General features: G+C 54.9%; 19 protein-coding genes. 6 read left to right on the forward strand and 13 right to left on the reverse strand.

What is annotated here, in order from left to right; all coding sequences use genetic code 11:
* On the forward strand, positions 1 to 200 hold a 200-nt coding region (locus CIK74_RS18925), incomplete at its 5' end, for a hypothetical protein (RefSeq protein ID WP_205738261.1).
* Positions 201 to 2,776: 2,576 nt separating this feature from the next.
* Here CIK74_RS18925 and trxA read toward each other — a convergent pair.
* The 5 genes from trxA to CIK74_RS07170 form a co-directional block, all read right to left on the reverse strand.
* Complete coding sequence (gene trxA / locus CIK74_RS07150; protein ID WP_096255096.1) at positions 2,777 to 3,100, reverse strand: thioredoxin; 324 nt, start codon at positions 3,098 to 3,100, stop codon at positions 2,777 to 2,779.
* A 26-nt stretch (positions 3,101 to 3,126) separates the two neighbouring features.
* Entirely contained in the window at positions 3,127 to 4,095 is a 969-nt protein-coding gene (gene trxB, locus CIK74_RS07155; RefSeq protein WP_096255098.1) for a thioredoxin-disulfide reductase, read from the reverse strand.
* Positions 4,096 to 4,195: 100 nt separating this feature from the next.
* On the reverse strand, positions 4,196 to 5,818 hold the full coding sequence (locus CIK74_RS07160) for a hypothetical protein (protein ID WP_141392896.1): 1,623 nt from the start codon (positions 5,816 to 5,818) through the stop codon (positions 4,196 to 4,198).
* Positions 5,819 to 5,916: 98 nt separating this feature from the next.
* On the reverse strand, positions 5,917 to 7,548 hold the full coding sequence (locus CIK74_RS07165; protein WP_096255255.1) for a lipid II flippase MurJ: 1,632 nt from the start codon (positions 7,546 to 7,548) through the stop codon (positions 5,917 to 5,919).
* Between the two features lie 109 nt (positions 7,549 to 7,657).
* A complete protein-coding gene (locus CIK74_RS07170) occupies positions 7,658 to 8,197 on the reverse strand; it encodes an NUDIX hydrolase (protein WP_096255102.1) in 540 nt (179 codons plus the stop codon).
* Between the two features lie 124 nt (positions 8,198 to 8,321).
* On the opposite strand from CIK74_RS07170, the gene CIK74_RS07175 reads away from it, so the two are divergent.
* On the forward strand, positions 8,322 to 9,773 hold the full coding sequence (locus CIK74_RS07175; RefSeq protein WP_096255104.1) for a CCA tRNA nucleotidyltransferase: 1,452 nt from the start codon (positions 8,322 to 8,324) through the stop codon (positions 9,771 to 9,773).
* Positions 9,774 to 10,006: 233 nt separating this feature from the next.
* Positions 10,007 to 10,135, forward strand: a complete 129-nt coding sequence (locus CIK74_RS19150) for a hypothetical protein (protein ID WP_256382690.1) — start codon at positions 10,007 to 10,009, stop codon at positions 10,133 to 10,135.
* A 547-nt stretch (positions 10,136 to 10,682) separates the two neighbouring features.
* Here the strand turns inward: CIK74_RS19150 and CIK74_RS07180 are convergent.
* From CIK74_RS07180 to CIK74_RS07215, 8 genes are all read right to left on the reverse strand, one after another.
* Complete coding sequence (locus tag CIK74_RS07180; RefSeq protein ID WP_096255107.1) at positions 10,683 to 11,768, reverse strand: inositol-3-phosphate synthase; 1,086 nt, start codon at positions 11,766 to 11,768, stop codon at positions 10,683 to 10,685.
* 294 nt (positions 11,769 to 12,062) lie between these two features.
* Positions 12,063 to 13,295: a DUF6716 putative glycosyltransferase gene (locus tag CIK74_RS07185; protein WP_240520483.1), complete on the reverse strand. Its 1,233-nt coding sequence runs from the start codon at positions 13,293 to 13,295 to the stop codon at positions 12,063 to 12,065.
* A gap of 8 nt (positions 13,296 to 13,303) precedes the next feature.
* Complete coding sequence (locus tag CIK74_RS07190; protein WP_229676981.1) at positions 13,304 to 14,317, reverse strand: hypothetical protein; 1,014 nt, start codon at positions 14,315 to 14,317, stop codon at positions 13,304 to 13,306.
* Between the two features lie 8 nt (positions 14,318 to 14,325).
* Complete coding sequence (locus tag CIK74_RS07195; RefSeq protein WP_096255113.1) at positions 14,326 to 15,669, reverse strand: polysialyltransferase family glycosyltransferase; 1,344 nt, start codon at positions 15,667 to 15,669, stop codon at positions 14,326 to 14,328.
* Positions 15,666 to 16,652: a glycosyltransferase family 2 protein gene (locus CIK74_RS07200; RefSeq protein WP_096255115.1), complete on the reverse strand. Its 987-nt coding sequence runs from the start codon at positions 16,650 to 16,652 to the stop codon at positions 15,666 to 15,668. The genes CIK74_RS07195 and CIK74_RS07200 overlap by 4 nt, the downstream gene beginning before the upstream one ends.
* 82 nt (positions 16,653 to 16,734) lie before the next feature.
* Positions 16,735 to 17,628, reverse strand: coding sequence for an N-acetylneuraminate synthase family protein (locus CIK74_RS07205; RefSeq protein WP_096255117.1), 894 nt, complete (start codon positions 17,626 to 17,628; stop codon positions 16,735 to 16,737).
* 32 nt (positions 17,629 to 17,660) lie between these two features.
* Positions 17,661 to 18,833 (reverse strand): acylneuraminate cytidylyltransferase, encoded by a 1,173-nt coding sequence (locus tag CIK74_RS07210; RefSeq protein WP_096255119.1) that lies wholly within the window; start codon positions 18,831 to 18,833, stop codon positions 17,661 to 17,663.
* A 120-nt stretch (positions 18,834 to 18,953) separates the two neighbouring features.
* Entirely contained in the window at positions 18,954 to 19,229 is a 276-nt protein-coding gene (locus tag CIK74_RS07215) for a hypothetical protein (protein ID WP_096255121.1), read from the reverse strand.
* A 104-nt stretch (positions 19,230 to 19,333) separates the two neighbouring features.
* Between CIK74_RS07215 and CIK74_RS07220 the strand changes: the two genes are divergently transcribed.
* The 3 genes from CIK74_RS07220 to CIK74_RS07230 are packed head-to-tail and all read left to right on the forward strand — an operon-like array spanning position 19,334 to position 23,255.
* On the forward strand, positions 19,334 to 20,788 hold the full coding sequence (locus tag CIK74_RS07220) for a glycosyltransferase 87 family protein (protein ID WP_096255123.1): 1,455 nt from the start codon (positions 19,334 to 19,336) through the stop codon (positions 20,786 to 20,788).
* The gene (locus tag CIK74_RS07225; RefSeq protein ID WP_096255125.1) at positions 20,785 to 22,203 is read left to right on the forward strand and encodes an NAD(P)/FAD-dependent oxidoreductase; all 1,419 of its coding nucleotides are present in this window, start codon (positions 20,785 to 20,787) and stop codon (positions 22,201 to 22,203) included. The genes CIK74_RS07220 and CIK74_RS07225 overlap by 4 nt, the downstream gene beginning before the upstream one ends.
* A 17-nt stretch (positions 22,204 to 22,220) precedes the next feature.
* Entirely contained in the window at positions 22,221 to 23,255 is a 1,035-nt protein-coding gene (locus CIK74_RS07230) for a YdcF family protein (protein ID WP_096255127.1), read from the forward strand.
* The last annotated feature ends 11 nt before the right edge of the window (positions 23,256 to 23,266 follow it).

The raw sequence follows: 23,266 nt of genomic DNA on the forward strand, positions 1-23,266 counted from the left end.
TGATCCTGACAGACAGGGTTTGGGGAGCAGTTCACACGCAGACTCTTGCGTGGTGGACGGAGTTTATACAGGGTGGCTCTGAAGGAGAATATTGGGTGGCTCTGAAAGGCAATAATGCTGTTTCTGGCAGGTGGCTCTCAACGAGTCAAATATTCAGCCAAAGAATAGCTGACTATGGAAAATGGAACCAAGGCACCTGAGAAGATACAGCAATCTCAGAAGTTAAATAGAGCGCTGCGGTGACGGAAGGCGCAGACTTTCACGTACGTAATTCCGATTCGTCGCACGTACGGTCTACTGAAAGCCCATAGGGGAGCTTTGAGCGTTATCGAGATATTGTTGTTAGGTTCGATCTTATGTCCGCCTATAGAGCATGGTCGTTGTTAGGGAATACTAGGTTTCTGGTACTCATAGAACCTGAACCCTGAAGACCAGTATTTATTGAGCATCGTGATGTCTGGCCGTTATTGGCCGTCAGTCATAGAAATAAGTGCGAAGACATTTCGGTTCTGCCAGGGGACTACGGAAGCCTGATTATTGAAGGACACTGTGCTCAATTTATAGGTGCTCACTTCTTACTTTTGATAGTAACGGTCGTTCGGGGGAGTGTTTCACGTGAAACAAATGTATGGCCGTTCGAGTGCGAGGCATAGCTATAGGCTGGATTCGATACGGCTATCTGTGGCTAAGTTTCACGTGAAACATCTCGTGCGTATTCAATGGACGAGAAACCAGCCCGGGTGAACATCTGGAGCCTGAGAGCCATCCAGTATCCCAGAGTAGTGACGCCGCCCTTTATCCATTTAGCACCGATACTCATACGACGCGATTCACCGATGGTCCCAATTTTCTAATACCCGCTGCATGACAGGATGATCGCGAACACGTTGACTTCCGTACTGTCTATAGAGACCGTTTCGAGGAGCAACATATGTCCGGGTTAGAACTGACACTTCCGGCCCGGACATCTCCGCCACTCTTAGATATCAGGATCCTCCCGATTATTTTGCTGTAGCAAGGACTGGCTCAGGGAGACGAGACACGAATCTTCATTCTGGCGGCTAGCCTTTACCAGCTGCTCGGGCCGGCTAACCAATGCAGTTTCACGAACACATGTTTAGAGTCCGGTGGGCACGAAACTAGTCGAGAGGCTAAACGCTGCAGCACTCAAATCATCGACCTGTAAATTGATCGCAACGGGTACTTCAATTCCATAAACCGGGTAATGCAGCTGGGGTGAAGATGTCCTTGTAGACCCAGTGCGCCACGCCTAAAAAACTGTCGGCATCTATCCTGTAGAGCTTAACTATGGGGAAGCCATCACGCGCTCGAAAGAGCCACGTCCAGCTATCAATGCGTTGAGGGCAACTCTGGACTAGAAATGCCTTTCCAATACCGATCAATGACGGATAGATACGAGCTGACCCAGACAGATCAGGATACGACATAAATTTCGGCATACACTGGTTCCGATTGTCCTTCGGGTGCTCCTAACTGATTGAATCCAACTGAAATACACATGTGCGAGGCAAGAGTTCTGCGCCCGAACAATCAATGACTAGTCTGTATAGCTTCACAATGGTCTGCGTCAGCGTGAAACAGCGGTACCAGATTGCGGATTGGTAGGCCCGTCTTTAGCCAGCAGACATGGTTCTATTCCCAGCTATCTGCCGAAACTGTAGCGAGGTGTTCAGAAATTCGGACCGGGAGGTGTCTTAGTATGGGGACAATAAATTCTGGCTATTCCAGCACACGAGCAGACATACGGGTTTGCATAAGATACGGAAGTCCAAAAATGCATCTACCTGCTAGACGTATTTGAGTGCGATGGAGGAAAATTACCTGTCTGGTAGCTGATTATTCGGAGCTCGTAGAGCCACCGATATTCCCACTGGGAGCCACCCGATATTGCCGTTCAGAGCCACCCGCCAACCGATGTGGTTGACCGGCGGCTCTGAACAAGGAATCTCACCGCGAACGCATCATGCGTTTACCGCTCGCCACGCGAATACGCCTCGCGCATATTGAACCCATCGGTCTCAACTCAGATCCTGTTGTGAACGATGCGGTCCATGACCGCGTCCGCCAACGCACCAGCCCCAGCAAGGCATGCAGTCCGGCTGCTCGTACTGCATACAGGAAATCGTCGACGCAGCGTCATACCTTCGCTCCGTGAGCTCTCGAAGATGAACCGCGTGAATTCTCCGCCCGGCGGATCCAACAGTCACTCATCAAGGACCGAGGCACGGTAGTTTACATACTTGCACAACAGCTTTTTGCACGCCCAAGGGCTCATCGACCGCTTGCTGCCAGGGTGGCCCTGAACAACAATAACGCTGTTTTTGTCGGGTGGCTCTGAACGGCAGTATTGGTGGCTTTCAAAGTGTCCAATATTCAGTAGCTTTGACAAGCTGTTTAGGGATGCAATTTTTAGGGGGCTAACTTGGAATACTGAGCCACGAACGGTTTTGTAGGAGGACAACATGCCAATGATGTGTAATACGGCGGGCCGTCAGATATCTTGAATAGGTGCTGAAAATGTAAAGAAGGAAAATAGGTACTTGAGGTTCCGCCTTGATCGTTTTTTACTGGGACAAGAGCGCTGACTTCCGATAAGAGTGATATTAAAGGAAATGTAATCTAAATACCTTGTTTTCTTTCCAAAACTAACAAATACTGATTCCCTGAGGTCATGACAGTGGCCATGACCATGGGTAGGGACGAAAATAGGCGTTGAACTCGAAAGTTCAACGCCTATTTTGGGAGTGCTTAGGATTTACAGGTATTCAGCAAAATCCTTTTCGATGACAGCCTTTGGCTTGGCACCGATTGAGGTAGCTACGTGCTCGCCACCCTTGAAAACGTATACAGCAGGAATGCTAGTGATTCCGTACTTAGCAGCGATGCTCTGATTCTCGTCAACGTTGATCTTTACGACATCAACCTTTGCAGCATGCTCTTCAGCGATCTGGTCCAGGATTGGACCAAGCTGACGGCAAGGACCGCACCACTCTGCCCAGAAGTCGACGATGACTGGTTTTTCGGCATCCAGAACTTCTGCCTGGAAGGTTGCTTCAGTTACTGCCTTAGCGTTACTCATGTGAGTGAACCCCTTTCTGAGAAATATTAGTTACTGGCCTTGGCCGGAGTTTTGATGTTTGCCAAGTAGTGTTCGACATCCTGAGCCGCAGCGCAACCCGAAGCCGCGGCGGTGATCGCCTGACGGTAGGTTGAATCGATGACATCGCCGGCGGCATAGACACCAGGTAATGAGGTGCGGGAGGAACGTCCGTCGACGGCAATGGTGCCCTCGGCAGTCAGCTCTAGCTGATCCTTGACAAGTTCCACGCGTGGATCGTTACCGATTGCAACGAAGATACCGGTGACATCCAGCGTGGATTCTTCTCCGGAATTACGGTTCTTGACTACTAGGCCGCTGACCTTATCTTCACCGTTGATCCCGATAACCTCGGAATCCCACACAAACTCAATTTTTTCGTGAGCGAGCGCTCGATCAGCCATGATCTTCGAGGCGCGCAGTTCGCTACGACGGTGAACTACGATCACCTTTGCGGCGAACTTGGTCAAGAACAAAGCTTCTTCCATGGCGGAGTCGCCACCGCCAATGACGGCAATCGTCTGATCACGGAAGAAGAAACCGTCGCAGGTTGCGCACCATGAAACGCCGTGGCCCGAGAGGCGCTTCTCATCTGGAAGCCCCAATTCGCGGTAGGCAGAGCCGGTAGAAACGATGACTGCGCGGGCGCGGTAGACGGTACCGTCGGCCAGCGACAGGGTCTTGATCTCGCCGTCGAGCTGCATCTCGGTAACATCATCGAAGAGAACCTCGGCACCGAAGCGCTCGGCCTGCTTCTGCATGTTGTCCATCAAGTCCGGGCCCATGATTCCTTCAGGGAAGCCCGGGAAGTTTTCAACGTCCGTGGTGTTCATTAGTTCGCCACCGGCAGTGACCGATCCGGCGATAACCAATGGATTCAGATTCGCACGCGCGGTGTAAATCGCTGCGGTATAACCCGACGGGCCCGAACCGACGATGATTACGTCGCGGATTTCGTCGTTCTGTGCTGAAGTCACGGGGATAGAACCCTTTCGTTCTAATAATGCGAGGTGGATAGTAAGGTCTAACCTCACTATCCACCTCAACGCATTGCTATGGTAAAAAATTCCGCGTCTGTTACTTCGCGGAGAACTCGCCAATCTGTAGACCCCATGGACGGGATGCATTGGCACCCGAAGCACGGCGTGGTAGCTCGGTGACGTTGAGGAACACGTGGGAACCGGCAAGGTAGTCGGTTTCATCGCCCTTGACCGGAATGGAGATCGAAGGACCAGAGAAGGAACCCTTCGCAACCGACTTCGCATCGCCAAGATCATCGGACTTGCCAACAAGGATCTCATAATCTCCACCGGTGGCATTTAGGCCCTCGAGGTTGATTTCCTTGATCGCTGACTCTTCTTCGAGATCTAAGATGAAGACCATATTTGAAGCGAAGCCACCGAAATTGCTCGTGGTGTACGAGTAAGTCTTGTAGGTGCTTGAAGGGTTACCGTCGGTCATATCCTTCAAGGTGTTATCAGTTTCGGCGTTGAGCTGCTGATTACCTGGTACTAAGCGGGACACACCATCAACCTTAGGAGCCGGCAACGAAGACTCTGTAGGAGCCTCTGAGGTTTCCTTGGACGGTTCTGCTGCCGTCTCGGTAGGGGTTGCGGGGGCATCAGCTGTATTGTCCTTGCCTGCTCCACCGAGGAAGTTGAAGGCGAAGACGATACCGATAACTAATACCGCGATTAATACTGCTCCGACGAGCAGACGCACACCCTTTGAGGTGCCCTCGTCTTCTTCGTTATCTACTGGCTCAGGAACATCCTGTGCGGGGACACCCTTGGCGGCCGCAGGGAAGGTCGAAGCCTTTGGTGCCGAGGCAACCGCAGCAACTCCAGCTCCAGCAGCTACACCAGCGGCGGCGGCCTTCTTCTGAGCAGGCTTCTTAGGTTCTTCCTTCTGTGGTTCTGCTTTTTTAGGCTCTGCCTTTTTCGGCGTATTGCCCTTTGACTGAGCAGCTGCGGCGAGGGCCGCGGTAGCGGTTACGTTCGGTTCCTTGTCGTCATCCAGACGCGTCACCTTAGGCTTTGGAGCCTCGGTGTTCTTGCTCGATGGAGTGACTGGGGTAGCAACAGTTGGTGTAGCGACTTGAGCATTAGGTGCTGTCTGGTCGCCGGTATTTTCCTCATCGTACGAATCTTCGTCATCGAAGGATTCCGCTGGGGCAGTGTTTTTGCGACTGAAACGATTCTTCAGACCGGCAAACCCACTACTCAGCGCGTTTCCAACCTTGCCCTGTTCTTCGGGCTCATCTTCGTAACGCAACTGATCGTAGTACTCAGCGTCGTCCGCGTAAGTTTCAGGGACCGACTGACGGGATTCCCCGAAAATTTCGGTTCCCAGAGTGTCGGTGAAAAACGGCTCTACGTACGGTGCGTCCTGGGCTTCAAGAACCAAATCTAGGAGGTCCGCCGAACGTGCGACATTCGCTACCAAGTAGCTTTGATTTGTTTCAGTAATTCCCAGATCCAGAACCTGGACGTTTGCCTGACGCTCACCCATGGCGATTTCTCGTGCGCTGGTAGCGAGCTGGGAGGAGTTAGTCGCAGATGCGACCACGATGCTGACCGATCGGTTGAGCACCTGATCGATGCCACCAAGCACCAGATCTCCCTCGGCGGTGGTCAAAACGGATTCGGTGACCTGGTAACGGCCGCTAAGGACGGAACCGACATCGATGGGCTGCGACACGTGCATCTCCAAGGTTTGATTGCTTCGAACGGCAGGCTGACCTACCATCTTTCATGTTACCTGCCCAAAGACGTCATTCGTTGGTCATTTGAGCAGAATCACCGCTTAGTGAGACCCGGAATTCTGCGCAGCAGTGGTCCGAGGAACCCGGCGAGCTCAGGGACTTTAGTGCGGTGCAATAGGAACACGAAGGCGACTGCCATAACAAGCCCCACGATACAGATGGTGATGACGGCACTCAATAGTGAATCGTACGCAAATCCGAAGCTGAAACCACCCAAAAGAGCTAACGGCACACAGCCGATGATGGCTGATAACGTGGCCATCCACCCGATACGAATGTAGGTGTCGATTACCGTGCCAACGCCATAGTCTCCATATCGGCGTTTGATCAGATAGTGCGTGATCAAGGCGGAAATGACGTTAGTGATTCCGTAAATAAAGGCAATGGCCGCCGCGATGTGAACTGGATCGATCAAGAAATACGCCAACACCGCACCGACCAGCCCAATGAGGGCAATGCTGCTTTGGATGAGCATCGGTGTACGGGTGTCTTCGTCGGCAAAAAATACGCGCAGCATAAAGAACTGCAAGGATTTGAAGGGAAGCCCCAGTGCTGTCAGCACCAGTAGCTGACCGATCGCCGCGGCTGCCGCAATTGAGTGTTCCGAGTTACCCGCGAAGAGGCGACCCAAAGGACCAGCCAAAACAATGAAGACCAGAGTGCAGAAAATTATCGGGATCGCGGTGGAGCGCATGCCCTCATTGAGTAGCGGACCGATATCTTTGCGCCGTTTGTCGGCGAAGGCGCGCGTGAAGTCATTGAACAACACCGTGGCGACCGTGAGCGCGAAAAGCGAGTGGGGGAGCACCGTGATGAGCTGTGAGGTGTTCAGTGCGTATTCGCCGGCTACCGAGGCTGCTTGCTCAGCACTTAGCTCGGTACGGGCGGCTGTCGCTCCGGAGACAATTTTTGAATAGAGCAACGACGAGATATTGCCGATGACCATTGCAGCGAGCGTCCAAATGGCCAATCGGCCGACGTGGCGTAAGCCCATACCGCGCCATGAAAAATCGAATTGGAGCTTGAGGTTGATCTTTTTCAGGGGCCACAACAACACCAGTGATTGCATCAAAATGCCAAGAGTTGCGCCACCGGCAAGCCAGACGGTTTTTCCGGTGCTCCAGGTGTCCATTGGATTACCCGTGGAATAGGCGCCGAACACGATGATGAACGAGCCAATAACCAGCAGTTGAATGAGGTTGTTGACCGCTGGTGCCCACATAAACGCGGCGAACTTCCCGTGCGCGTTGAGCACCTGGCCAAGTACCGCATACAGTCCGTAGAAAAATATTTGGGGCAAGGACCAATAGGCGAACGCGGTCCCTAGGGCAATCATCGGTTCGGTCCAGTTATTGGTTAACGCAACGATAATTGGGCGTGCGCAGAGGGTTAGTATCAGAGTCAGCGCGCCCATTACGACTATGGTGAGGGTTACCAGCTTCGAGGTATAAGCGGCACCACGATCTTTAGCTTTGGAAGCCTTGATGAGCTGTGGGATGAGCACAACGTTGAAAATACCGCCGGCCAACAACATGAAGATGATCGTCGGAATGACGTTCGCCTTCTCGAAAATATCAGCCACCGAGGTGACCGAGCCGATGGCCATGGCGAGCATTGCGGTACGAACAAAACCAAGAATTCGGGACACCAACGTGCCTGAAGCCATGAGAGCGTAGGTCGTTGATCGTCCGCCGGAGACCGGCACTGGGGGAGGCGCTGGTTCCGTTACCTGTTCAAAGGCTCCAGTGTGTGGCTGATCGGAGCCTGGTTGTGACTTAGGAACCTGAGACATACTTCGTTAGGACCTCGCGTGCCAGGTCTGCGATCCGGCGTTCATTAGGGAAGGAAAGGCGTTTACCGAGTGAATTTAACGGAATCCATGCGACATCAACGGCTTCATGATCGGGATCATTCTCGATCGTGAGGTGGCCGCCGGTGGCTTCCAAAAGGAAATGGTGCACAGTTTTATGTACCCGGTAGTTAGTTACGGTGAACCAATAATCGACGGAACCGAGCGGAGCAAGAATACGACCGGCAATTCCAGTTTCTTCTTCGATCTCCCGGATAGCCGCTTCTTCGTTCGTTTCTTCGCCCTCAGGATGGCCCTTCGGTAGGCACCATTCCAAGCGTCCACCACGGTTGTATCGGGCGATGATTGCTACCGGAAAATCGGGGTTATCGAAGTCGATAACTATGCCACCAGAGGAGACTTCTTCGACCGTAGGAAGCGCCTGAGGACCGCCGGGTGCCTGAGCAGAAGCCATTGACGCAGTCAATGGGGTGCGCTTTGGGGCAGACGGGATCGGACGGTTCATGCAACCACTCTATCGAGTTTTTGGTGATCTATACCTTAGCGACTTGGACAAGAGAGCTATCTCGCAAGGAACTTCGGTGATTTTTCAAGCGAGATCACCAGAAATCTGGCACGCTTAAGGAACTATGCACGCACTTCCATCTCATGACGCCCTGCGCCAGATCCTACCTTCGGTCATTTTCGAACTAGCCGACCGTTTTGTTCGCGCCGGATTTGAGATCTCTTTGGTGGGTGGTCCGGTACGCGACCTGTTTCTTGGACGTGTCTCACCCGACTTAGATTTCACCACGAGCGCTACACCTGAGCAGACGGTCAAAGCGATCTCTGGCTGGGCCGACAATATTTGGGATGTGGGTCGCGAGTTTGGGACCATTGCCTTCAAAAAAGACGGGTTTACCCTAGAGGTCACGACCTATCGCGCAGATGCCTATGACAAGGATTCGCGTAAGCCTATCGTTGCTTTTGGTGACAATCTCCGTGATGATCTCTTCCGCCGGGACTTCACCATGAATGCAATGGCCTTACGACTGCCTGATTTGGAATTGGTGGATCCTTTTGACGGGGTTGATTCACTACGTGAAGGACTCATCCGCACTCCAGGATCTCCGGATATCTCATTTTCTGATGATCCATTAAGAATGATGCGCGCCGCGCGCTTTGCATCTCAACTTCGCATTGAAGTTTCGCCGGAGGTACGCCAGGCGATGGCCGAGATGACCGAGCGCATTGATATTATTTCCGCCGAACGAGTGCGCGATGAATTGGTCAAGTTGATCAATGGCGCGGACCCTCGAGCTGGCATAGATTTATTGGTCGACTCTGGCCTGGCCGACAAAGTATTGCCAGAGGTATCGGCTTTGCGTTTAGAAATCGACGAACATCATCGACACAAAGATGTCTATCAGCATTCATTGACTGTGCTCGAGCAGGCAATCGGACATGAAACCGACACTGATGGTGCGGTCCCGGGGCCAGATTTCATTTTGCGCTTTGCGGCCCTGATGCATGATGTCGGTAAGCCTGCGACGCGAAAATTTGAGTCCAATGGAGCGGTGTCTTTCCGTCACCATGACATGGTCGGTTCCAAGTTAGTGAAGCAGCGTATGCGCGCTCTTCGCTTCGATAAGGACACGACAAAAGCGGTAGCGCGCCTGGTTGAGTTGCATATGCGCTTCTATGGTTATGGAGAAGCCGGCTGGACCGACTCGGCCGTACGTCGCTACGTGACAGATGCTGGGGACTTACTAGAGCGGTTGCATCGGTTAACCCGCTCGGACGTCACGACTCGAAACCGTCGCAAGGCAGAACGCCTAGGTTTCGCATATGACGATTTAGAGACTCGTATCGCAGAAATCACGGAGCAGGAAGAGCTGAATGCTATTCGGCCAGACCTCAACGGAGAACAGATTATGTCCCTCCTGGGGATCAAGGCAGGTCCAATGGTGGGCCGGGCTTACAACTTCATGTTGAACTTGCGTCTCGATGATGGGCCACTGGGCGAAGAGATAGCGGGGGAGCGATTGCAGGCTTGGTGGGCTGAGCAACCTGAATCTCAAGCCGGAGAACACGATAAGTAGTTCACACGCTTTGGTGTTGGGGTCGTTTTGAGCATCGCTCGAAACGGCCCCAACGCATTTAATGAAACTTATTTAAGAATTTTTGCCTTTCGCTAGCACTCACGGCATTCTCCATGTATGCTAAGTACTGTGATTGGGAAGTCTCAATGAGATTTGCGGATCAAAAAGAAAATTCACATAGGATCTCGTGCTTCGCACGATTGATTCGGACAGACATTTAGGAGGTGGGAAACGTGATTACGAATTCAGTTATTTGGAACGATGGCGGCAAGCGATCAGGCAATATGACCTTTACGCATCGCTGGTTCGGCTATGCCGCACGCCATGGCGTTTCCTCTGCCTCCGGAGTAATGGATTCCTAGACTTCTACGAATTCAATCAAAAGTTCCTGAGGTGGTCAGTCAGTAATCGACATTCTCCCTTAGGAACTTTTTCATGTCTGCTCCACTTTTTGACAGCACCACCCAACGGGCTGTTCGGACCTCGGAACTCATCTTCGCCGGTCCTGAAAGCCTCAAGGCTCGCGCAGTTTCAACTACGCGCCAAGACCTTCCCAGCCCTTCGATTCATTTAGAGGGGAGGGAATAATAATGCGAAAGCGTTTAGGTAAAAACTCCAAGCCATTGGACAACACTGAATTCAACCGTCTACTGCGGCAACGGGAATTGGTTAACCATGTGCCACCAGAAATGTACTTCCGCATCCGGTAGTTCCAAACGACGCCATTACCGTTGATTGGAATCACTGGAAAAGAGGTAGAAAATGAATTCGCAAGTAATTGCACAGAGGCCCGCCGGCCTTTCAGCCGGCGGGCTTCTCCGCGTCTTGATGCAGAAAACAAAAAGCAGGGTTCGGAAATCTAAAATTTCCAAACCCTGCTTTGGTTAGCGCAAAACTAACTCATAAAATTTAGCGCTCGACGTCGCCGCGGATGAAGGCCTCAACCTTTTGACGCGCAGTGTCGTCGTCGTACTGCTCTGGTGGCGACTTCATGAAGTAACTCGACGCCGACAGAATCGGTCCACCGATACCGCGGTCAAGCGCGATCTTAGCTGCGCGGACAGCATCAATGATGACGCCAGCGGAGTTTGGTGAGTCCCATACTTCCAACTTGTATTCCAAGTTCACTGGAGCGTCGCCGAAGTTGCGTCCCTCGAGGCGGACAAACGCCCACTTGCGGTCATCCAACCAGGCAACGTAGTCACTTGGGCCGATGTGGACATCGTCAGCGGTGAGCTTGGCAGAAGTGTTCGAGGTGACGGCCTGAGTCTTGGAGATCTTCTTGGATTCAAGGCGCTCGCGCTCGAGCATGTTCTTGAAGTCCATGTTGCCACCGACATTTAGCTGGTAGGTGCGGTCAAGCACTACTCCGCGGTCCTCAAAAAGCTTGGCCATCACGCGGTGCGTGATGGTGGCGCCAATCTGCGATTTAATGTCGTCGCCGATAATAGGAACGCCTGCATCGGTGAATTTCTGAGCCCACTCTGGGGTGCCGGCAATGAAGACAGGCAAGGCGTTAACAAATCCAACGCCCGCGTCGATGGCGCACTGTGCGTAGAACTTCGCGGCAGCTTCGGAACCCACTGGCAGGTAGCAAACCATGACGTCTACCTTGTTGTCCTTCAACGTCTGAACGACGTCGACAGGATCGGCGGTGGACTCTTCAATGGTCTCGCGGTAGTACTTGCCCAGACCATCCAGGGTGTGGCCACGTAGCACGGTCACACCGGTGTGTGGCACGTCTGCGATTTTGATGGTGTTGTTCTCGCTCGCGAGGATTGCTTCAGATAGGTCGAGGCCGACCTTCTTAGCGTCAACATCGAATGCCGCTACGAACTCCACGTCACCCACGTGGTATTCGCCGAATCGGACGTGCATCAGACCCGGGATAGAGGCATTTTCGTCGGCACTGCGGTAGTACTCGACACCTTGGATAAGGGATGTAGCGCAGTTGCCCACGCCAACAATGGCAACGCGAATCGGGTTCGCCGACACATGAACTCCTAAAGAAATATACAAAGCTGTGGGCAAAATGGCCGCGCGAAAGCACAGTCTATTAATGGGCCCTTAATGATCTTAAGACCTTTTGGTCAAGAAACATTCCCAAAGTGCTAGTAATCACCGGAGATGTCGGAGAGCACGAGAGAATACCTGTTATCTAAAGGGTGCAGTATCAGACAATGGGCACACTCTAACGCGCCACTCTGTACAGTTGTAATTCATGTTTTGGACATTACAAGTATTGTAGTTTGGCTATCAATCCCTAGTAAGCACTGTTAGTTAGGTGACTCATGACGATGATCTAGTGCTCGACTGCTGGGATAACCGCAGTTGTCTGCGAATTTTTAATAGAACCTTCAGTAAGGGTGTCGGAAGCGCCGTACGCACTCTTTGGCGAAGTGGCTGATGCTTAATGAACGCCAGTATTTCGGGATCTGTTTTTAGCTGACCGTCGCGCGCTCGCTGCGCAAGGATCATAAGGGATTCATTAAAAGTGTTGTCCACGCGGTGAAAATAATTTTCGCGTAGCCATGGTTTATTCGCTGGAGCAAAGTTTAACGCTTCAAGATCATCCAAGCTTCCAAGCAACCCTGAACTCTCAAAAACAACGTTGATCATTTGGGCGTTGACCCCAAAGTCCGAAAGAACCATAGTTGGTAAGCCGCGATCTAGAGACTCCAGAGCGGCCGTCGAAGAAACCGTCACCAGGGCACTTTCCTTGCTCAGGACTTCGGCCATACTGCCGGTGACAAATTGTAGATGTGTGACTTTACCTAGCGTGCCCGCGCGTACAAGTTGCTCAAAGAGTAAATCGTAGGGGTATGCCTCGAGGTGTGTCTGTGGTTCTCCGGCTCGGGCACGAAGTTTGACCAGTACCTCTAGCCCCGGGTTAAGCCTGGCAGTGCGCTCGAGCGAGATGAGAATCTGTTCTCGTTCTGCTTTGCCAAAAGGAACCTTCGCCTGCGGAGCGAAAACTAAGCGTTTAATGGTTCCCGGAACCTGAGTCGGGAATCCGGTGGAACGCAGAAAGGGAAGCTTGCTGACCATGATGGTGGGTTGATGTCCATCATCATCAAAGTTCATAAAGGAAAAGTCGCGAGCCTCGGCATGTGAATGGCAGATAAATCCGTCGCCGGGACGACGGTAGTTCCAACCCTTGCGTGTCGCCGGGAATGCAACTCCCGGAAGCGCAGAAATAAGCGCGGTACGTCGGTTATTGGCCGGCTCGGTTCGCAGGATTCGAGCGTATAACTCCGCAACGACCGGTCCCGTGGCGGCGGCGAAGACTAGATCTTCGCCAATAGTTTGCGAGTTGAACTGGTTTAACGCCAATACTTCTAGATCTGCAGGGTCAAGGTCGGTTCCTTCAAAGGCAGCCAAGATTTGTTCGTCGGTAGGCATTACCGGGGTGCGGGCTAAAACAACACGTCGATCCCAACCCGGACCAAGACGGTGCAGGAAGGTGGTGGCGAGCTTCAGATAAGAATCTGAATCCGCAACAACTAAAACTGCTGGTTTCACGGCTCTGATCACACCTTCAACGAACTGGACAGGTGATCACGTAGGTCTTGCGAGGTATCGGATGTCCACCAGTGATCTGGGACCGGCTGCGCGTAGAGGCTACGAGCTTCATTGCCGAGCAATAAACGTAAGGAGGGAATAACTGTCGAGGGCAGGGCTCTGATCTCTTGTCCCGGGCGTAAGTCCCGTAAACGCATCTCGATGGGAATGGTGTGTTCCTTCAGGATGACATTGGGTATCTGTCGAAGTTCGGACAGCATTTGTTCAGTTTCGCGGCGATGCGGGAAATAAGCGACGGGACCCTCCGCGGCAATGGAGCGAATCCACTGGAGGTAGGGTTCGGCATGAATAATCGAGTCGGCAGCCATGGCCGAACCGATCAATAATGTTGGTTCGGTGAAGCGTTCGGCGACGGGCTGGGTGGCCAACCATTCAAAGCGATGCTGGGCGAACTTAATTCCCAACTCTTCCATACGCTTTTTAAGCTGCACGTCCACCTGCAAAGCAGAGACGATCAGTAATCGCCCTTCTCTGGCCAGACCACGAAGTCGGTGCCACATAGCTAATCCCAGTGCATGGCGTGCGGGAGTATTCTTGGCTCGCGCGCGAACCAAAGGTGTCGGCTCTTCGCTGACCAACTGACGAATCAGTGCCAGGGTGGCCAGCCCGTCATCGATGATGACAACTTCCTTGGCTTTGACCCCGGTGAGCAGGGTGCGCTGGATCCGGCCCGAATAGGCATCGCCAGTTACATAACGCTCACGTGAAGAGTTCGGTTGTGGCGGACGTTTGGCTGCGGGCATGAAATGCAATCCTGCTGGCGAATTTTTTAGCAGTGCCCCGGTAGTTGCTTCTAAGGGCATGCCTCGCCGTGGAATGACGTAGACCTCGTCGCCTAGCAACCCTGCTGCATGTGTTTCCACGGCAGACAGCAATTGCAGGGGAGACTCAACCCATACATGGGCAGCGCCAAAGCGTGGCCGTGGCACTTCTTGAGTTTCGGGCTGGGAAATTTTCATCATCGTATCGTTCATTTTGCCAGCCGGCTCAGGACCTTGGACATTCTGTCCAAGCCCCGCGAACCGCGACGCAATGCGTGGCGGCTAGCCCCACGGACCTTTGCAGGTACCGACCGGCGCACCGGTAGGTGAGCCCAAGACGGTGGAAGTTCAAGTTTGGTGATGCGCCGACGTTTGAAGTGTGCTGAATACACACCATAGTGTTCGGAAAGAAACTGTTCGGCCGTCTGCCGCAACTGTGGAAGCTGCTTGGACTGCATGCAGTAGGAGACCGCAGCGAGCAGATTGCTGAGCATATCGATGTTTCCAGCTCGAGCAGGCACCGGCAGATCCTGCACAAAGAGACCGTGGATGATCGACAGCGGGATCCGGTTCGAATTCTCATACGGAGCCAGCAATTGCAGCATTTTGGCGGTCCCCACCGCGTGCACCGGAGTGTCGAGCACATACTTTGCGGTCACTAGCGCGGTAGAGAAACAAGAGATCACCAGCTGCGGCTGCGCGGCGAGGATGACAGTTTCTGCTAAATGATCGGTATCTAAGAGATGAAAGTCCAGTTGCAGATCCAGCGCCCGCGCCCGCAACCGTGCCGCCGAGGTGGCACTGGCCGAAGGGTGCGCCTTGAACAAAATAGTGTTCAAGCCACGGTCTTTGGCAGCCAAGAGCATCTGTTCGTGTAGTTCCAGCTCTTCCTCCGCGTCGACCAAACCCAGCGAGCCTAAATACTGCCCAAGAAGCAATGCGGCCCCCTGGGGAAGCTGCAACTCGGAGCTCTCGGCAAGCTGTGCGAAGACCACCTTTAGTGCGGTGCCCGGCAAGACCTGACGCGGGGGTTGCTGTTCGGCGAGTAACTGGGGCTCGAGCCCTGGAACCAGATCCACGTGGATGGTGCCGGCTAGGCGCTGCGCGAGTGGGACCTGGAGCTTGTTACGGGTGGGCCCGTAAGACATCAGGCCATCGGAGTGCACCCACAATGTGGCGTCGAAGAAGATTCGCGCTAGGGCACGGGCCGGGTTGACCTGGATAGATTCAACCACCAAGGTGACCCGTTCATCGCCTAAGCCCCAAGCGTTGCGTAGCAAGCGTTCAAAGATTAACAATTCGTCTTCGCGCGGGTTGAACTGGGCTGGGCGGCGTGGGGACACTAGCGCTGCCAGGTCGACGACTCGGTCAAATCTCGCGGCGAGTTCTGCAAAACCGGGAGCTTCGTCTAACGGTGTAGTCAGTTCGGGTAGCTGTGAGCCATTGGCGAGTACCAGCACATATTCATCTGCCTGCGGCAGTAGTCCAGCATCGGCCATGGCGGCCAGGGAAGCTATTTGAAAATAGCTGCTGGCCTCGACTAAAGCGATCATTTAGCGACCCCCACCTGAAGGAAGGAGAGGATATGACGACGGCGCGCAATATCCATTTCAAGTGCGACCTGTTGGGCAATATGAACGTCGATGGTGGTGAAGATCTTTCGTAGCTGCTGTTTCATTTCCAGCCGTACCTGCGGCGGATAGTTTTTGGCGCGTTTTTCATGGTGGCATACGATCGCGAAGAACTGGCGCATAGCCTTGGGAAGGTGCCTATCCGCGTCCTGATGGGCACGCACCTCTTCCAAAATCCGCGCGTAGGCAGGAATGAAACCTAGTTGCCGTTCGTCAAAAACTTGGGTGAGCGAGCCGGGCAGACCACGACGGTAGAACACCCCGGGGTAGGAAACTACCGCATAGCGACTGGTGCGCAGATGCAATTTCCACAACCAAAGCCGGTCCTCGGCGCTGTAGAGGTCTGCATCAAAGAAGTATGCGTCCACGGAGCGCATCAAGTCGGTGCGGTACATGCCGGCCCAGACGAAGGCGTAGTCCACCATCGACGGTGAGTCGATGGGTTCGATATCATCTGCCGGGTTTAGCGGCAGGCCACGCACCGCCTGCGGGGCGCGGTGCAGCACCCGGTTGGTCCCGGTCACTCGCACATGGTCGGTGCGCACAAAGTCCACGTGTAGCTCTTCTAAGGCGGAGGCTAGCGTGGCTAAATGTTCCGGGGCATACCAGTCATCCGGGTCAAGGAAGGTGAAAAATTCACCGGTTACCGCTTCAAGCCCGGCGTTGCGGGCCGCGGAGACCCCAGAGTTTGTAGGCAGGCTGACAAGTTCGAGGCGCTCGAGCTTGTGCTGGTAGCCGAGCACCAGATTCGCGGTCTGATCGGTGGAAGCATCATCAACCACCAATACCTCTAATTCCCACTTGCCCAGCTTCTGTCTGGTTAGTGAGGTGAGGGCATCACAGATGTATTCCTCCTGGTTATAGGCGGGAATCACCACTGATATACGACCGGGGATCAAACTCATGGTTCCTTCTGGGCTAGGGGAGACAAAAAATAAACGGCGGTTGGACCCAATGGCGAGTCCAACCGCCGGATGTGCTCCGTGACTAGGCGTCGACGCGACGCAGGCGGCTTAGCGGTGCCAGCTCGCCTGGGAAGACCTTCTTGACGCCGTCACCCATGGCCTGCTCGAGGATGCGAATGTCGCGGATCAGCGAGGCGAAGCCCTTTGGCTCCAGCGAGGAAGCCTGATCCGAACCCCACATGGTGCGGTCCAAGGTGATGTGGCGTTCTACGGTGACCGCGCCTAGGGCAACGGCTGCCAGCGAGATCTGCAGGCCGCGCTCGTGGCCCGAGTAGCCCACTGGAACCTGGTAACGGTCGCGCAAGGTCTCGACCATGCGCAGGTTTGCCTCTTCTGGAGGCAGTGGGTAGGTCGACGTTGCGTGCATCATGACCAGGTTGGAAGTACCTAGGGTCTCCACTGCCTTGTCGATCTGCTCGATGGTGGACATGCCGGTGGAGAGGATGATTGGCTTGCCAGTCTCGGCCAGAGCCTTGAGCAGCTCAATGTCGGTGACCGATGCGGAAGCAACCTTGTGGGTGACCGCGCCCTGTTCCTCCATGAAGTGCACCGATGGGATGTCCCATGGCGAAGCGAAAGCGTGCAGGCCCTTGGACGCGGCGTAGGAGATGAGCTCCTTGTACTGTGCCTGATCAAATTCGACGCGGTAGCGGTAGTCCAGGTAGGTCATGTCGCCCCAGGGGGTGGAGCGGATCTTGTCACGCATGTCCATCGGGGTGGAAATGTCCGGGGTGCGCTTCTGGAACTTCACGGCGTTGGCGCCGGCCTCGGCCGAGACATCGATCAGCTGCTTGGCGATTTCCATGTCGCCATTGTGGTTGATGCCGATCTCGCCGATGACGTAGACCTGCTGGCCGGTGCCGAGCAGGGAATCGCCGATAGCTACTGGCTTGATTTCGGTGTTCACGGAGGTCATTGACTTGCCTTTCATTGGGAAAACTTTGATTTTCAAACTTGGGGTGCGCAGCGGGCCGTGAGGACCAGCTCCGCGAGCTCACGGACCGCGCCGTTGCCGCCGGGGCGGGTGAGGCGATGGCGTGCGGCTCGGTGTACCTCGTCGCTGGCGTCGGCAACCGTAATCGGCCAACCCACCAGCGCCATAGGTGCCAGATCATTGATGTCATTGCCGACATAGGCCACGCGGGCCGGATTGATTTCTTCGTCGGCTAACCAGCGGGCCAAATATTCGGCCTTGTTGTCGATGCCGTGGGCGACCTCGACGTTCAGTTTTGCCGCGCGGGCGGCAACCACCGGGTTACGTTCCTTGGAGAGAATCAGGAACTTCACCCCGGCCGCTCGTAGCCGGGCTACGCCCATGCCATCGGAGCGTGAGACTCGCACGGTTTCTGTCCCGTGCTCATCTACGTAGGCGGTATCCGGGGTGTGTACCCCGTCGAAGTCGGTCACTACCGCGTCAACCAGGATGGGTTCGACTTGGCGTGGCACGCGTAGCTGCGCCAACGCCAGATCCGCTTCGGTGTCGATGTCCATCCCGTGTTCTGCGGCGACTTCACAGATCCGAACCCGGCCGAAGAAACGATGTTCTGCGGCCCGAAAGCCTTCGGTATTCATCGCGTAGAACGCGCCGGTTTCTAACCAGCGGGCCTCGCGATCTTGGCGGCGCGGCCGGTTCGCCGCGTCATGTCCGCTGGAGACCGCGAATCCTGCGGAGTCTGCGGTCCAGTGGAAACCGTGGTCGGCTACCGCGGCGAAGCTGACTTCGGCTTCACCGTCGCGCACCGAGGCTACGGCAGCATCCAGGTCCGCCGGATCAATCAGCGGGCTGGTGCACTGTATGAACAAGGTGATATCCGGAGTGTCGGAGACCTTGGACAAAACATCGAGAAGCACCGCTTCGCTGCTAGCCGTATCCCCGGCGATATCTGCCGGGCGGCTGATCACGGTGGCTCCGTAGGCGAGGGCCTCGGCCTTGATCTGTTCATGATCGGTGCTGACCACGACTTCGCTGACTGTCGTCGCAGAACGCGCCGCAAGGATGGCCCTGCCCACCAAGGAGATGCCCCCGATGGTGCGTAGATTCTTGAGCTTAACGCCTTTGGAACCACCCCGTGCTGGGATGATCGCTAGGACGCTGGGCTTGTCGGTTTTACTCACATTCATGAGCTTAGGAAGCCGAGTTAGCCAGTCGCCCTACAGCAGGTTAACGCAGGGTGAAGAGGAGATTTAGCTTGCTGAGAGAACCCTGAATGCCCATGTCATCGTATTCTTCTAGCGGTTTGTTTACCGCAGCGAGTCCAGCTCGGCATGTAGCAGGGCTATGTGCGCTGTAAATTTTTCGCGTTCGGCATCGCTGAAACGACGCACCTGCATATCGAGGATGGCTCGAGCCTCGTCTTCGCTGACTCCTAGGAGCTTGTGGACTGCCACGGCCGACGCATCGGTGGAAGGGGCATCCTTAATGCACGCGAAGACTTCTTCACGATGGTCGATTCCCCGGAGGATTGCCCGAAGTATTCTGGCGCTTGCTTCCAAACTTTCACGGCGTTGGCTGTGCATAGTTGCATCCTGCCATGTACCGCCCGGTGGCGAAAGGACGAGAATAACCGAACTAGCGGACTAAATGATGCAGTGCGGTGCCCGGGCAAACTAGGCTGGAGGTCATGAGTGCCCCGAAGAAACCGAGCCAACGCGGTCCGTTGCGCATTACCGTCCCCTCGAGGGCGGATGGATTTTTGCGTCAATTCACCGCGCTGATTGGTGGCCCCTTGGGTCGTCACAGTGATCCGGGACGAGTCAGTCCGGGATTCTTCAGTGTAGAACGCGTGATGATCTTGCTGACCACTCTCGGAGCGCTACTCATGCTCTTGGCGAAGAACCCCTGCCGAGTCAACGGCTGGGGCGGTTCAAACCCCTATGTTTATGCTTGCTACTCCGACTGGGTGCCGTTGTTCGGTGCGCGAGGTTTTGCCGACAACCCCTGGGTACCTTTTAGCAGCGGGGCAGAATTTGAATACCCGGTGCTGATGAGCGCCGTGGCCTCGGCGGTGGCGGCACTGGTTCCACAGGGGCTAGAGAACCGGTCACTGCTCTACTTTGATATGAACCTGGCGATCGTGGCGATCCTCTGGGTCATCACCGTGGTGTGTACGTTGCGCATGGGCGGACGTCGCCCCTGGGATGCGGCCATCGTGGCCATCGCGCCGGGCATCATCCTCACTGCCAGCATCAACTGGGATATGTGGGCGGTGGCCCTACTTGCTATGGGCATGCTGGCCTTCGCACGCGGACATACGGTGCTCGCCGGCGTGCTCATCGGGTTGGGCGCGGCGATGAAGATCTACCCATTCTTTGTTCTTGGGGCGATCCTGGTCATCGCCATCCGAACCGGAAAGTTCAAAGTCTTCTGGACAACCGGTGCAGTCGCCGCCGCAACGTGGGTGCTGGTCAATCTGCCCTACGCCCTGGCTTACCCGGACTCCTTTAAACACTTCTTCACTTTCTCCTCCGAACGCGGTGCGGGGCTCTCAAGTTTCTGGCATGCATGGAACGCCATCGCAGCAAAAACCGACTCCATGGGCACCTTCGAAGCCGAACAAATCTCGCGCTACGGGCTGATCCTCTTCTTCCTGTGCTGCATTGGCGTTGCGGTTCTAGGCCTGATGGCTAAACGCACCCCACGTCTGGGGTCACTGGCGTTTTTGATCATTGCCTCCTTTGTCATGGTCAATAAGGTGTACTCCCCACAGTTCATTGTTTGGCTGATCCCGTTGTTCGCGTTGGCGTTGCCGCGTTGGCGATTATTTGTGGTCTGGATGATGGTCGAAGTGGCGCACTTCTACGGACTCTGGAACTATCTTGACTCGTTCTCCGCAGATAAAGATCCACATAAGGTCTTCCCGGAAATCGGCTATGTTCTCTTAGTGCTCGCACATATGGTGATGCTGGCCTACGTGATGTTCCAAGTGGTTCGTTCGATCCTTGATCCGCGGCGTGACCCGATACGTGCCGTGGGACAAGAAGATCCATTGGCAGGTCCATTTGCCGGAGCCAAAGACGTATTCACCCTGCGCGGTCTTGGTAAGGGTGCAGAAAAACCAGAGGGACAAAAAGTATGACGTCGGTAGCGGTAGTAGGGGCTGGACCTAATGGACTCGCGGCGGCTGCGGTAGCCGCTCGAGCCGGGCTAAGTGTCGATGTCTACGAAGCCAACGAGACTATCGGCGGCGCCGCGCGCACACAACCGTTAGAGGGCTCGAGCGCAAAGTTTGATCTAGGCAGCGCCGTGCACCCCATGGCCATGCTTTCCACCGCGATGCACGAGCTCAACGTGCACCAACGGGTCGACTTTATCGTCCCGGAACTGTCCTTTGCTCATGTTCTAGACGAACGGACCGCCTACGCATGGCGCGACTTAGAACGCACCGGAGCCGAACTTGGTGCAGGCGACGGGCAGGCTTACACCCGGCTGCTTAGACCCCTGGTGCAACGTATCGAAGCGCTGAGCGATACCTTGCTTAACCCGCTGCTCAAGATGCCAGCCCACCCACTGACCTTGGGACTCTTTAGTGCCTCCACGCTAGGTGGCATGGCGTTGAAAGACATATTTTCAGCCAGGTACCCGCGTGCCGCAGCGCTTTACGCGGGATGTGCCGCCCATGTGGCCGGCGGAGCGCGTGGCCCGGCCAACGCCGGGGCTGGACTCTTTCTTGCAGCAGCAGCGCACGGGCAAGGATGGGCCGTACCGCGTGGCGGCTCACAGGCTATTGCCGATGCACTTGCCGCCGAAGTCATCAGCCACGGGGGCACCATTCATACCGGACATAAGGTGTCGCATGTTGCCGAACTCCAGGCAAAAACAATCCTGCTTGATACATCCGCAGAGGATGGCGCTAAACTAACTAGCGGAAAAATTCCTGACAAACTGGCCAAAAAGTTGGCAAAAACCCGGCGCTCGCCGGGCAGCTGTTTGGTACATTTTGTGCTCAACGAACCGATCCCTTGGAAAGATCCGGTGTTGAGCCAGACAAGCACCGTGCATCTGGGCGGTACCGCAGCACAAGTGGGCCGGGCCGAACGCGCAGCGAACCGCCGCACCAGCGAGCATCCGTATCTGATTGTCGCCCAACCATCGCTTTTTGATGATTCGCGCGCACCGGCCGGAGAACAGGTTATTTGGGCTTACTGTCATGTCCCGCTGGGATCAACAGCAGACATGAGTCGGCAGATCACCGCTCAAATCGAAGCTGCGGCTCCAGGTTTCAGCGACCTCATTAAAGAAAGTCATGTGGTTCCTGCCAGCGGACTAGAACAGCAAAATGCTGCTCTGGTCGGGGGAGATCTTTCGGGAGGAACTATGGACCTCCTCGGAAGCGTGATGCGTCCGAGATTGTCTGCGGAGCCGTGGTATTTGCAATCCAAGGGCCTGTATTTAGTTTCCTCGGCGACCCCTCCGGGACCGTCGGTGCATGGGATGGCTGGTTATCTTGGGGCCAAGGCGATGCTGCGACGCGAATATTCGATTTCTTCCTAAGCTTTAAGGACTGGCAGATGAATTCTCTTTACTCCGGTTGGCTTCCCGGCCTAGTACTTGTGGGTTTCTGGTTGTTCTTCGTGCATTCTTATCGCAAGGATCCACGCCGTTTAGGCAATGCGGTGCTACTTTTCCCCTTAGTTCTGTTGAGCATCGCCTTCTTAGCTGATCTAGTGACTGACCTAGTGCCAGGTCTTGGACTGGTATTTGTGTTGGTCTTCGCCCTGGCTCCGCTGATTTACCTGATCTTTGCCGGTGCGCTGATCTATAACGGGGTGGTGATGTGGCGCCGGGAAGGCTCCCGCGTCTCCAACCTACTTTCCTTTGCTTCCGGGGTCGCGGTTCTTGTGCTGCCGGTGGTGGCCATACTGCTGGTGGCACTGAATACCTGGTGGTCCTACACCGTAGCCTTTGTGTTGTTCATGTCCTCCGCTTTTACCGCCAGCCTTTTTGCGATGTTGCTGCTCTACGCCTGGGTGCACGGAAAGTTTCCTTCGATGGGTCAGCCTGCCGCGGTGGTGGTGCTCGGTGCACGCACCATTGATGGAAAAGTTACCCCGCTATTGCGCGGTCGACTCGATCGTGGCCTGCAGTTATACCGCGCGGCGACAGAACCTAAACCGCTCATAGTTCCCACCGGTGGGCAGGGCACCGACGAGCTGGAGCCCGAAGGCGTCAGCATGAGCCGCTACCTGAGCGAGCAGGGGATAGCTGAGGAACAGCTGTTGATTGAAGACCGGGCTAAAGACACCATAGAGAATTTGAAGTTCTCTGACACTCTGGTGCGAACCCATAGGCCGGCCGGACAATTATGGGTGGTGACCAGTGATTACCATGCGCTACGCGCAGGGCTTGCAGCACGTAGTCTGGGGTTGGACGCGCGAGCGTTCGGCGGCAAAACCGCCGCGTATTACCGGCCCAGCGCGTTCTTGCGTGAATTTGTTGCCATCATGCGCGACCACCGAGTGCTGGTTGCGCTGCTCGCTTTACCCTTTGCTGCCGTGATAGTCGCGGGTTTAATGGTTCTGACTAACGCTGCGCTGTGGGTCTAAAGTCCACGACT

The sequence above is a fragment of the Glutamicibacter sp. BW77 genome (genome assembly GCF_002332285.1).
Classification (GTDB): domain Bacteria; phylum Actinomycetota; class Actinomycetes; order Actinomycetales; family Micrococcaceae; genus Glutamicibacter; species Glutamicibacter bergerei.

Excerpts from the sequence above, each read along its gene's own strand:
- trxA (WP_096255096.1), bottom strand. The coding sequence starts at position 3,100 with ATGAGTAACGCTAAGGCAGTAACTGAAGCAACCTTCCAGGCAGAAGTT.
- CIK74_RS07165 (WP_096255255.1), bottom strand. The coding sequence starts at position 7,548 with ATGGCTTCAGGCACGTTGGTGTCCCGAATTCTTGGTTTTGTTCGTACC.
- CIK74_RS07170 (WP_096255102.1), bottom strand. The coding sequence starts at position 8,197 with ATGAACCGTCCGATCCCGTCTGCCCCAAAGCGCACCCCATTGACTGCG.
- CIK74_RS07175 (WP_096255104.1), top strand. The coding sequence starts at position 8,322 with ATGCACGCACTTCCATCTCATGACGCCCTGCGCCAGATCCTACCTTCG.
- CIK74_RS07190 (WP_229676981.1), bottom strand. The coding sequence starts at position 14,317 with ATGATGAAAATTTCCCAGCCCGAAACTCAAGAAGTGCCACGGCCACGC.
- CIK74_RS07195 (WP_096255113.1), bottom strand. The coding sequence starts at position 15,669 with ATGATCGCTTTAGTCGAGGCCAGCAGCTATTTTCAAATAGCTTCCCTG.
- CIK74_RS07200 (WP_096255115.1), bottom strand. The coding sequence starts at position 16,652 with ATGAGTTTGATCCCCGGTCGTATATCAGTGGTGATTCCCGCCTATAAC.
- CIK74_RS07205 (WP_096255117.1), bottom strand. The coding sequence starts at position 17,628 with ATGACCTCCGTGAACACCGAAATCAAGCCAGTAGCTATCGGCGATTCC.
- CIK74_RS07210 (WP_096255119.1), bottom strand. The coding sequence starts at position 18,833 with ATGAATGTGAGTAAAACCGACAAGCCCAGCGTCCTAGCGATCATCCCA.
- CIK74_RS07215 (WP_096255121.1), bottom strand. The coding sequence starts at position 19,229 with ATGCACAGCCAACGCCGTGAAAGTTTGGAAGCAAGCGCCAGAATACTT.
- CIK74_RS07220 (WP_096255123.1), top strand. The coding sequence starts at position 19,334 with ATGAGTGCCCCGAAGAAACCGAGCCAACGCGGTCCGTTGCGCATTACC.
- CIK74_RS07225 (WP_096255125.1), top strand. The coding sequence starts at position 20,785 with ATGACGTCGGTAGCGGTAGTAGGGGCTGGACCTAATGGACTCGCGGCG.
- CIK74_RS07230 (WP_096255127.1), top strand. The coding sequence starts at position 22,221 with ATGAATTCTCTTTACTCCGGTTGGCTTCCCGGCCTAGTACTTGTGGGT.